Annotated in this window: 9 protein-coding genes; 3 read left to right on the top strand and 6 right to left on the bottom strand. The window is 70.5% G+C overall.

Going from position 1 to position 11,052, the window contains the following annotated elements; genetic code table 11:
• From RR1_RS20885 to RR1_RS20860, 6 genes are all read right to left on the bottom strand, one after another.
• Positions 1-1,040, bottom strand: a 1,040-nt coding sequence (locus RR1_RS20885; protein ID WP_051111023.1) for a glycosyltransferase, incomplete at its 3' end; no start/stop codon positions are given.
• Complete coding sequence (locus RR1_RS20880; RefSeq protein ID WP_010836605.1) at positions 1,030-1,863, bottom strand: hypothetical protein; 834 nt, start codon at positions 1,861-1,863, stop codon at positions 1,030-1,032. The genes RR1_RS20880 and RR1_RS20885, both read right to left, overlap by 11 nt.
• A 34-nt stretch (positions 1,864-1,897) precedes the next feature.
• Positions 1,898-2,974, bottom strand: a complete 1,077-nt coding sequence (locus RR1_RS20875; RefSeq protein WP_010836604.1) for a glycosyltransferase family 4 protein — start codon at positions 2,972-2,974, stop codon at positions 1,898-1,900.
• Positions 2,971-4,437 (bottom strand): oligosaccharide flippase family protein, encoded by a 1,467-nt coding sequence (locus RR1_RS20870; protein WP_169847077.1) that lies wholly within the window; start codon positions 4,435-4,437, stop codon positions 2,971-2,973. Before RR1_RS20870 ends, RR1_RS20875 begins: the two co-directional genes overlap by 4 nt.
• Before the next feature lie 11 nt (positions 4,438-4,448).
• Positions 4,449-5,507, bottom strand: coding sequence for a glycosyltransferase family 4 protein (locus RR1_RS20865; protein ID WP_040772161.1), 1,059 nt, complete (start codon positions 5,505-5,507; stop codon positions 4,449-4,451).
• The gene (locus RR1_RS20860; protein WP_010836601.1) at positions 5,417-6,670 is read right to left on the bottom strand and encodes an O-antigen ligase family protein; all 1,254 of its coding nucleotides are present in this window, start codon (positions 6,668-6,670) and stop codon (positions 5,417-5,419) included. Before RR1_RS20860 ends, RR1_RS20865 begins: the two co-directional genes overlap by 91 nt.
• A 414-nt stretch (positions 6,671-7,084) precedes the next feature.
• Here RR1_RS20860 and RR1_RS20855 point away from each other — a divergent pair, with 414 nt between their 5' ends.
• The 3 genes from RR1_RS20855 to RR1_RS20845 form a co-directional block, all read left to right on the top strand.
• Positions 7,085-8,107 (top strand): glycoside hydrolase 5 family protein, encoded by a 1,023-nt coding sequence (locus RR1_RS20855; protein ID WP_143153978.1) that lies wholly within the window; start codon positions 7,085-7,087, stop codon positions 8,105-8,107.
• A 238-nt stretch (positions 8,108-8,345) separates the two neighbouring features.
• A complete protein-coding gene (locus RR1_RS20850) occupies positions 8,346-9,845 on the top strand; it encodes a sugar transferase (protein WP_010836599.1) in 1,500 nt (499 codons plus the stop codon).
• A gap of 2 nt (positions 9,846-9,847) precedes the next feature.
• The coding region (locus tag RR1_RS20845; RefSeq protein ID WP_072713749.1) for an MATE family efflux transporter at positions 9,848-11,052 on the top strand (1,205 nt) is incomplete at its 3' end.

Below are 11,052 nucleotides of genomic sequence, written 5' to 3'. Positions count from 1 at the left end.
GTTAGGGCGCGGGCGAACTCGTCGACGACGGCATCGTCGTCGCCGGCCGGAACGAGTTCGCCGGTTCGTCCGGGAACGACGGTGTCGTTCGCGCCGCCGCCCTCGAGGGCGATCACCGGTGTGCCGCATGCCATCGCCTCGACGGGAACGATGCCGAAGTCCTCGATCCCCGGGACGAGTACGGCCCGAGCACTGCGATAGTGCGTGAGGAGCGTCTCGTAATCGACGGCTCCCAGAAAGGTCACGTCCGGTCCCGCGATCGCTCGGCACTGCTGCTCCATGCGGCCGCTGCCGACGACGATCAGGCGCACACCGGCTTTCGCCGCCGCCCGAATCGCGAGATCGGGCCGTTTGTACGGAACGAGGCGCCCTGCGAGCAGGAAGTGGTCACCCGTGGTGTCGTCGGGGCCGGGGGTGAAGGCGGCGATGTCGACCGGAGGGTGGACGACGGTCGCGTCGCGTCCCCACCAGCGTTCGACGCGCCGGGCGACGGCCGTCGAGTTCGCGACCACGCGGTCGACGTGGGGCAGGGCGCCGAGTTCGGTGCTGCGCGCGGTGCGCGCGAGCCATCCGAGCGCGGCGCGGCCCAGGAGGCCGTGCGATTCGACCCGCCGGAACCTCTCGTCCCAGGCCCAGCGCGCGGGAGTGTGGACGTACGCGACGACCGGGGTCGCGGCGGGTGCGGTTCGGGCCGCAGCGAGCGCGAACGCGTGGTGGCTGATGACGACCGCATCGACCGTCCCGAACTCCGTACGCGCGAACGTGCCCGGAAACAGCGGCAGCAGTGGTGCGTGCGAGCGAGAGCCGAGAACTCTCCGGTACGCGACGTCGAGGTTCGAGCTGTGCACCCTCGACGGCGCGGTCACACGTGCGGCCACTGCGGGATCCCGCAGGGCGACGTGCATCGTGTGTTCGGGCCAGGTCGCGGCGAGCTCGGCGGCGACCCGCTCCGACCCAGCGAACTCCGTCAACCGCTCGTGGACCAGTGCGACCCGGCAGTCGCCCGCATCCGGGCGGTCCGGTGCGTCGTCAGTGGACATGTTTCGGCCCTTCTGCGGGAGCCCTCTCGGACGCCGCGCCGCTCTCGCCCGCCGGTCGCGATCGCCATCGCCGCTCGACCAGGACGAGGATCTCGGCAGCGAGGATCGTCACGACGACGGCCGCGACGGAACCTTCTGCGATCGGGCGAGGTGACACCGGATCGGGGTCGGCGGAGACGCTCAGCGTCAGCAGCCGATCGGCGGGCGCGGCCTGCGCCGTCGCGAGTTGCTGTGCGAGCGAGTCGCGTTCGCTTCGGGCGAGCGGGATGCCGGGGTCGCCGGGTGGGAGCGCCCCGAGTTCTGCGTCGAGTACGGCCAGCGACGACCGCATCTGGGTGATCTCGGCCGCGTTCGCCTCGGAGTCGATGGCGAGCATGGTGTGGTCGAGGGCGTCGACGAAGGCGGCGGCGAGCGCACTCGCCTGTTCCGGGGACGGTCCGGTGGCGGCGAGTTCGAGGATCTCGGGAGAGCGTCCGGCTGCGCTCTCGATGCGATCGACGATGCCGTCGGTGGTCGTCTCCGCTCGTTCTGCGGCGCTGTCGCTGACTCGTGGGTCGCGCAGCAGAGCCTCGTACGGGGCGCGCAGGTGTTCGGTGTACGCATCGCCGTAGCCGCTGGCCCGATCGGCGGTGCGGACCTGGGCGACGGCGATCGCCTCGAACTCGTCGGCCACGAAGAACGCCCTCGCCGCGGCGAGGCCCGCGGCCGCGAGGAGTCCCAGCGCGAGAGCGACCGGCAGAACGCGGGCCACGGAACGAAAGTGGCCGGCCATGTCGAAGCCCGGGGCGGGGCCGTGGGTGGTGTCGTGGTCGGGTTCGGTCATCGTGTGGTCCCTCGATAGTGGGTGCGGGGAAAGATCATTCGTCGCTCGCTGTGTCGTGGACGAGGGCGTTGTAGAGCGCGGGGATGGTGCGGGTGCTGTCGTGGACCTCGGCGATGCGCTCGCGTGACGCGGCGGACAGCACGCGGCGCAGCGGCATGTCGCCGAGTGCGCGGTCGAGTGCGGACGCCAGGGCCGCCGGGTCGTTCGGCGGGACCAGCAGTCCGGTGCCGCCGAGGTAGCTGCGACTGCCACCGTGGTCGGTCGCGACGGTCGGCACACCGTGCGCCATCGCCTCGAGGACGGCGAGCGGCCCGGCCTCGGGGGCGATGCTCGCGGAGACCGCGACGTCCCACCGTGCGAGAGCGGTCGCGGCCGGCACGTGTCCGAGGAAGTGCACCCGATCGCGAAGGTCGGGGCGGCGAGCGCGTCGTCGCAGGTCGTCGGTGTATCCGCGGTCGGCGGGAAGGGCTCTTCCCGCGAACTCGACGTGCACGCCGGGTATGTCCGCCACCGCGTCGAGGAGGACGTGGTGTCCCTTCCACGGCGTCAGCAGCGCCAGCATCCCCACGACCGGGGGCCGTCCGAGCTCCACCGTGCGCGCCGGCACCGGCCAGGTGGTCCCGTTGACCGCGACCCGGCAGTCGATTCCCAGGGGCCGAAGGGGTGACGCCGTCTCGGCGGACACGGCCACGGCGCCGGAGAGCGCGCGCCGCGACAGGCGGAGAATCGCGCGCTGGGAGCGGCGGTGTGCGACGTCGTGGCCGAGATAGCCGAACGTCCGGCCGGACGATCTCAGCGCGGGAAGTGCGAGCAGGGAATTGGCGATGTGGCGATCGCCGTGCGTGCGGCCGATCACCCGTGCCGCACGTGCGCTGCGCATCGCGTACTCCGCCGCTGCGACGCCGCGCCGAAGGCCCTGCGCGCCGCCGAGTCCCAGCGACGGGATCGCGACGTGCCGGACGGCGCCGGGCAGCAACTCGGTCAGCGGTCCTCGTGGACACACGACGGTGACGACGTCGCCGCAGCGGTGGCCGTGGGCGACGAGATCGAGCAGCACCCGCTCTGCACCGGAGACGTCGGAGGTGTGGTGGACGAAGACGACCTCGGTCATGAGCGCGCCTCGCGGACGAGTGTCGTGAGCTCGCGCAGAACGCCCGTGAGCACTGCGGCGGCGACGAGCAGGGCGACGGAGATCACCGGGACGGCCGGCCACCAGACGTACCTCACGAGAACGGTTCCGAGGCCGACGACCGCGACCGTGATGCCCGCCAGGGTGGCGACGGCGCGGAGCGGGAACGACGAGCGGACCCCCGACGATCCGGCGACCACCGCCCAGACGAGCGCAGCGGTCAGCGCCGAGGACCCGACGGAGACGAGCGCGGCGCCGTCGTATCCCCACGACGGGACCACGACGATGTCGGCGCCGATGTTCAGGGTGAGGCCCACAGCAGCGATCCACGGATAGTCCCGATGACGGCCGGCGGCGGCCAGAACCGCGATGCCGACGAGTACGAGAGCTGTTCCGGTGGAGGCGAGCACGAGCAGTCTCGCGGCATCGGCTGCGACGCGGTACTCGCTCCCGTACAGCAGCGAGAGCACGGAATCGGCGACGGGGACGAACGCCGCGGCGGCGCACGCGCAGATGGTGGACAGTGCGACGACGCCCTGCCGCGATCTCGCGGCGAACTCTCGCGGTGCCGCCGGCCACGCCGCGACCAGGAGTGTCGTCAGCGGTGTCATGGCGGCGACGGTCACGAGGTCGAGTACGTCGGCGAACTTGTAGGCGACGGAGTACTCGCCGACGTCCTCGAACGTGCCACACGCTTCCACGACGAGCAGATCGGATTTGACCATCGCGAAGATCAGCCCGTATCCGATCGACATCGGGAGGGCCTCCCGCAGAAAGGTGAGCCACAGGGCGAGGTCGACAGTGCGTGGGAACCGCAGGCCGAGTCCGTTGTCGGACGTAGCCCCACGGTATTTCGCCGCGAGCACGACGATCTCCTTCAGCACGGCGGGGAGCACGAGCACCAGCAGGATCGGTGCGAACAACGCCGCCGCGACGATCGATGCCACCTGGACGATCTGGCCCGCGACGTCCACGGCAGCGACGTATCCCATCCGGTGCCGGCTCTGGTACAGCACGGAGAGCGCATGCGAGGGTGTGGCGAACACGACGACGAGACCCGCTGTCGCCGTGGCGAGGACGACCTCGCGCTGGGAGTCGAGCGCGATCACGTATCCGAGGGCGAGCAGGTACCCGACGACGCCGAGAAGGGCCCGAAGCATGACGAAACTCGTGGCCGTGGCACGCACCGTATGCGGGTCGTCGTCGATGAGACGGTGGAGAACCACACGCCCCACGCCGAGATCGGTGAACACGACGAGCAGGCCCAGCAGCCCGAAGACGAACGAGAACTGTCCCCATTCGGCCGGCGAGAGCGCGCGTACGACGACGACCGTCCCGATCCAGCCGAGCACGGCCACCACGAGCCGGGAGAGGACCGAGGCCGCGCCGGCGCGCGCCGCGGCAGCGCCGTCTCTCGCGACGACGTGAGCCTCCGTACGAGGCACGATTCTCGTTCTCACAGGCTCACTCCGGTGCGGCGATAGACCTCGACGGTGTGCTCGGCGGTGCGTGTCCAGGTGAGCGCACCGGCCGCCCGCATTCCGGCGGCGACGAGTTCGTCGCGCCGTCCCGAGTCGTGGACGATCGTGCGGAGCGTGGCGGCCCAGTCGTCGGGGTCGAGTCCGTCGACGAGCACGGCCCCGTCGAACACGACGTCGGGGAGCGCACCGACGGCGCTGGCGATCACTGCACCGCCGCAGGCCATGGCTTCGATCGGGGGCAGGCCGAATCCCTCGTAGTGGGAGGCGTAGGCCGTGACGGTCGCCGCACGATAGAGGGCGGGGAGGTCGGATCGTGGTACGTAGCCGAGCCCGTACGTGCCGGCCGGAGGCCGCCGCCCGCCGGCGCTTCCGGCGCCCGCGAGAACGAACGGAAGTCCCACCCTGCGGCACGCCTGTGCGACGACGCCCGGGGCTTTGCGCGGCTCGATCGCTCCCACGTGCAACACGAACTCGCTCGGCAGATCGTAGAGTTCGCGAACCCGTGCGATCTCGTCCTCGGACGGCGGCCGTGCCCAGGAGCCCGGCGCGAGGGGCGTGACAGTCGCGGTTCGCCCGGTGAGGCTCCGGATGCGTTCGGCCGTGAAGCGGGACACCGCGATGAGTGCGTCGGCTCGCCGTAGCGAATGGTGCAGCAGCGCGCGTTCGCCGGCGGCGCGGACCGCTCGCGACGCCCACGGAGTGTCGAAGACCGACAGGTCGTGGATCGTCGCGACCGTGACGGCGCCGAGCGAGGACAGCGGAAGGTCGACGTCGAGGCCGTGGAAGAGCGCGCCGGACACGGGGAGAGCGCCGGCGCCGGCGCGCAGGACGCCCTTGACGTCGGGCCGGATCACACCGTGCACGCCGGCGGGCAGTTCCGACCGGGCGGTCACGCGGACGGTGGCGCGCAGATCGGACTCGGGCAGGAGCGGAACCAGGGCGGTCAGGAGTTCGCGGCAGTACGTCTGGACGCCGCCTCCGCCCGGCGCGAGCGCCAGCGATCCGAACACGATCCGCGTTGCGCCTGTGCGCATCCGACAGCTCCCAACAGTAGCCAGAAGAAGAAGTCCAGGGGAAAGATCTCGAAGTAGGTCGACACGATGGAGGCGCCGATCGCGGCCACGATCGAGGCACCCACCCCACCCGCGAACGCCGCGTCGTCGCCGGTCGCCGTGCGGGCCGCGAGGTAGGCGGTCGCGAGTGCTCCACCGAGGAGCAGGACGACGAGCCACAGTCCGATCGGGCCGAGTTCGACGAGCACCTTCACGTAGTAGTTGTCGGGCTGATAAGCCGCGGCCGTGGTTCCGCCGTCCGATTCGCGGAGTGCGTCGGCGGCGGAGCCGGTGGCTCCGAGCCCTGCACCGAGGGGATGGACGGCGAGCGAGTCGACGATCCCCGACCAGCCCGAACGCCGTTCGTCGAGACTCGAGCCGGAGGTGAGGGCGTCGACGGCCGAGGCAGGCAGAAACGGCAGGGCGCACAGGACCGTCACGAGTCCTGCGCCGAGAAGTGCGAAAAGAGGCGGAAAGCGTGTCGCCGCAATCCATATCGCGCCGAGAACGAGTCCGAGTACCGCGGCCCGCACGACGGCGGTGGTCATTGCGAACGCCATGATCGGGGACATGACGAGGAACAGCGAGTTGCGCAGACGGCGGGGATCGCCGAGCGCGACCGCTCCCCCCACGAGGAGGGAGGTCGTCACGAAGAGTGCGAACGGAAACGGTTGCCCGAAGGTGCTGAACGTCCGAAAGAGACCGCCCGCGCTCCGCACCTGCTCGCCGTATTCGTAGCCCCAACCGACCATGCGGTCCGGTCCGAGCCGCTGCTGGACGAGTCCCAGAACAGAGACGGCCACGCCCGTGGCCATGAGGATCGACACGAGGACGTCGCGGTCCCGCGAATCGAAGGGTGCCCACCAGAGAAGGAGCGGAACGGCGACGAGGTAGAAGAACGTGATCTTGACGGCGACTATGCCGTCGGTCCCGTGTGCGACGAACGCCGATGCCGTTCCGATCAGGACGAAGGCCGCGGCGGCGGGCCACCACGGCGCGAACCCGGCGAGACCCCCGCGAGGGCATGGCGTTCGCGAATTGCGCAGCGCTGCAGAGGCAATCGCGGCAACGAGGAGCCCTTCCTTCCAGCCGTCGGCGAGGTCGGGCAACCGCATGATCGCGAGCAGGCCGTCGAAAGGCGTCACTGCCGCGACGACGAGGGCTCCGCGCTGCGGTCGTCGCCAGACGCTCCCGACAAGTAGTAACCAGACCGCAAACAGGATGACTGGGAGGAAAACGGGCATAAGGCATGTACATCGCTCAGTCGGGTTGGGATTCGGTCGATTTGTAGCGGCCTGTGGCTGCCGCAGTTCACTATCAGCAACTTTCCACGCATCTGCAACTCGAGAAAATGAGCGTCACCCGGAAGGGCGTTTGTGACCGCAGTCACCGAGGATCGATCGCCGTCGTCGAACCCGTTCTCGTCCGACGACGAATTCGACAGCGACGTAGTCTGTCCCAGCACTGCCGTCCGCAGCACGAACGCGAACCGAGAGGGATCCGTGTCGCACACTCCTCTGTCCCGACGACGATTTCTTCGGGTCGGCGCAGCGTCGACCGTGGCCGCCGGACTCGCCGCGACGACGTCGACTGCGTGTCGCGGCGCCGAGATCGGCCCGGTGACGACACCCGCGGACTCCGTCGTGTGGGGAGTGTCGACCGACGCGAACACCATCCGGAAGGACCGCGAGGCGTTGCGCGCCTGGTTCGACCGCGCGGCGGCGCTGCCGATCTCGTCGTGCCGGACCGTCGCGGACTGGTGGCTCATCGAGGACCGGCCCGGCGTCCGGGACTGGACGTCGCTGGACATGGTGGTCGACGAGTGTCGTGGACGCGGCTTGGCGATGACGGTCACGGTCGCGTACGCGCCGGAGTGGGCGCGTGATCCGGAGGATCGGGGGCCACGCAACACCGCGCCGGGGCGCGAGTACGTCACGGCGTGGGCGGAGTTCTGCCGTGCGGTGGCTCGGCGCGTGCCGGCGGATTCGACGATCGAGATCTGGAACGAGCCGAACCTGTCGGCCTATTGGGGTCCGGTGCAGAGTCCGGTCCGCTACGGCGAACTGCTGAAGGCGGCCCATCGGGCGGTGAAGGACGCGGCTCCCGGAATGCCCGTCGTGGCGGGGAGCCTCGGTCCGGCTGCCACCGTGGGTACGGCGTCGATGTCGCCGCCGGACTTCGCCGGCGCGCTCTACGACGCCGGGTTCCAGCCGTACTTCGACGCCCTGTCGGTTCACCCGTACACCGGTGCTCAGTTGCCGTCGGCGTCGGGCGCGGCGAGCGCGGTGCGTGCCGGGCTGTATCCGCTTCGCGACGTGATGGTGGCGGCGGGAGACGGGAGCAAGCCGATCCTGCTGACGGAGTTCGGCACCCCGACGGGTGGGTTCGACTCGGTGGGTGTCGCCGAGCAGTCCGCGCACCTTCTGGACGCGATGACGCTCTGGCGATTACTCCCGTTCGTGTCGGCCGCGTATCTCTACACGGTCGACGACCGGGACTCGCGGTCCGTCGACCGTGAAGGGCACTTCGGCGTGTACTTCAGCGACGGCACCCCGAAGCCGTCGCTCGCCGCGCTGCAGTAGGCGGCTCCGCCGCGCGTGCGCGACTTTCCGGTCCCCACACCGGAAAAACACGCACGAGCACTGTCGATATGGTGATGCTCACAGCTTGGCTGTAACCATCCGTGCCGCTGCTGCGGATTCATACTCTCGGTTCAGTGGAGAGCCCTCAATGTGCACCGATGGACCTCGGATCGTGGCTCCGCGCAAACTGTTTCGCTAATCGGCGAACGGGTCGGTGTGCAGCCGAACGGAACCGGGAATGACATCACATCACCTGTCGACGCGGCCCGGTGCGGGCGTGGCGGCAGGTGTGCCGCTCGCCCATCGGCGCGAGTGGCAGCCGGCCTACGCCCGCCGGCTGCTGATCACCGATGTCGTCGCCGTGGTCGTCGCCGTCGCGGTCGCCCACGGGGTGCGGTTCGGCACCGAGTCCGGTGTCGTGTCGTCGCGCGGGCCGGTCGAGGTCGGTTACTCCGCCGTGTCGATCGGGCTGGTGCTGGCGTGGCTCGCGGCATCGGCCATGCACCGCACCCGCTCGGCGCGGGTCGTCGGCGTCGGGCCCGAAGAGTACCGGCGGATCACCGTGGCGTCGCTCTGGTTGTTCGGGGCGATCGCGATCGTGTCGCTGCTGTTCCGGGTGGACTTCGCGCGGGCGTATCTGGCGGTCGCGCTGCCGCTGGGCCTGATCCTGTTGCTGCTCGGCCGATGGGGGTGGCGACGACGGATCGCGGCACGTCGTCGCGGCGGTGAGTTCCGGACGTCGGTGCTGGCCGTCGGATCGGAACGGGCGGTACGGGAGCTCGCGGCGACGTTCGAGGCGGGCACCGCGGACGGATACCGGGTGGTCGCCGCGTGTACACACGGGTTCACCGGCGCCCGCGGCGACCACATCACGATGGGCGACCGGCGGGTTCCGGTCCTCGGTGACGAGTCCGCTGCGGCCGAGGCGCTCGAGTTCTGCGGCGCCGACACCGTGGCCGTGACGGGCATCGAGCGGCTGGGCCGCTCCGGGCTGCGTGACCTCGTGTGGGCGCTGGAGCCGTTCGACGTCGACATCGTGGTGGCGCCTGGGATCGTGGACGTGGCGGGCCCCCGGCTCGCGATGCGTCCGGTGGCGGGGCTGCCGCTCATCCACGTCGAGAAGCCGCAGTACCGGGCGTCGCAGAGTTTCCAGAAGACGGCGTTCGACCTCGCGTTCGCGGCGCTCGCCCTGCTCGTCTCGGCGCCCGTCATGTTCGCGGCCGCGCTCGCGATCAAGCTCACCAGCCGTGGCCCGATCTTCTACACGGCGCCGCGAATCGGCATGGACGGCACTCCTTTTCCGATGGTCAAGTTCCGCACCATGGTGTGCGACGCGGACCGGCGACTCGACGACGTGCGCGGCGGCAGCGACGGCGCCGGCCCGCTGTTCAAGCTGCGGGACGACCCGCGCGTGACGACGGTGGGCCGCTTCCTGCGGCGTCACAGCATCGACGAGCTGCCGCAGTTCGTCAACGTGCTGCGGCGCGAGATGAGCGTCGTCGGTCCGCGCCCACCGTTGCCCCGTGAGGTCGAGTCCTACGACGGCGTCGTCCGTCGCCGGCTGCTGGTCAAGCCGGGGGTAACGGGATTGTGGCAGGTGTCGGGACGGTCGGATCTGTCGTGGGAGGAGTCGGTCCGCCTGGATCTGTCGTACGTCGACAACTGGTCGATGATCGGCGATCTCCTGCTCGTCGCCCGCACGATCCGGGCGCTCGTCCGTCCCGACGGAGCGTACTGACCATGGGCACAGCAGCACCCGTGACGACGGACGAGAAGCGGTGTACGACAGTGCCGTTCGTGCGCGGCGTCGCGGTGTCGAGCATCGTGACGTATCTCGGGATCGCGACGAGCCTGCTCAGTGCGCCGCTGCTCGCGCGCTCGCTCGGCGCGACCGGACGCGGTGAGCTCGCCGCGATCTTCGCGCCGCTGCAGTTGCTGTCGTGGACGTGTTTCCTCGGGATTCCACGCTTCGGCGCGGTCGTGCGCACCCGCGGCCGCGGCTATCCACGGCGGTCGTTCGTCGTCCTGACCGCGCTCGGAGTGGTTGCCGCCGTGGGCCTGTGGGCGGCGGCGCCGCTGCTGGCCGGTGGCGCGAGCACTGTCGAGTCCGGCATTCGGGCGCTCTGCTGGCTGCTGGTCTTCGGCGGCGTCGCCCAGTTGGGCGTCGAATCGCTGCAGGCGAGGGGGCGGGTCGTCGCCTGGAATGCGGTGAGGGGCATACCGTTGCTCCTTCCGTCGCTGTTGCAGATTCTGCTGTGGGGGTTCGGCGCGCTCACCCTGCCGGCGGCGATCGCGACGATGGCCCTCGGGCAGCTCGTCTGGACGGTCACGGGCGTCCTCGTCTGGGCGCGTGGCGCGATGCGTCGGCGCGCGGGCCGTATCGACTGGCGGTTCTCGCTCGGGTACTGGACGACGACAGCCCTCGACGGAGTGGGCGGCCGGATCGATCAGGTGGTGCTCGCCGCCTTCGCCACCGCCGCCGATCTGGGCCGGTACGTCGTCGCCGTCACGATTGCGAACGCAGCAGGCGCCGTCACACAGGCGTTGGGGCACACGACCTTCGCGGACCGGATTCGCGGGGCGGACACGCGGTTCGACGCGCGCGTGGCACGGATGGGCGTCGTGACGTCGGTCGTGACGGGCGCCGTGGTCGTGGCCGTGACCGCGGTGTCGGGGACGACGGTGCTCGGCGCGAGCTTCGACGGCCTGACGGTGATCGTCGCGATCCTCGTCGTCCATCAACTGCTGCACGACCAGTGGCAGTTCGCCGTCTACCGCGGCTCGGCGGACCTCGATGCGTCGCGGCTGATGGTGCCGTCGCTCGTGGGAGTCGTCGTGCTGTGCGGGTGCCTCGCCGTGCTCGGCGTGGCGGGCGCGGTCTCGGGGGCCGCCGTCGCGCTGGCGATGGTCGCGTTCGCGGCGACGCGCTACGGCGTGTGGTTACT

The organism is Rhodococcus rhodnii NBRC 100604 (assembly GCF_001894925.1).
Taxonomy (GTDB): Bacteria; Actinomycetota; Actinomycetes; order Mycobacteriales; family Mycobacteriaceae; genus Rhodococcus_F; species Rhodococcus_F rhodnii.
The sequence above is the reverse complement of the archived record's forward strand: the minus strand, read 5'-3'. Positions and strand labels throughout refer to the sequence as shown.

What these genes read in the sequence shown, in the direction of transcription:
- RR1_RS20880 (WP_010836605.1), bottom strand. Translation starts at nt 1,863, where the DNA reads ATGACCGAACCCGACCACGACACCACCCACGGCCCCGCCCCGGGCTTC.
- RR1_RS20875 (WP_010836604.1), bottom strand. Translation starts at nt 2,974, where the DNA reads ATGACCGAGGTCGTCTTCGTCCACCACACCTCCGACGTCTCCGGTGCA.
- RR1_RS20865 (WP_040772161.1), bottom strand. Translation starts at nt 5,507, where the DNA reads ATGCGCACAGGCGCAACGCGGATCGTGTTCGGATCGCTGGCGCTCGCG.
- RR1_RS20850 (WP_010836599.1), top strand. Translation starts at nt 8,346, where the DNA reads ATGACATCACATCACCTGTCGACGCGGCCCGGTGCGGGCGTGGCGGCA.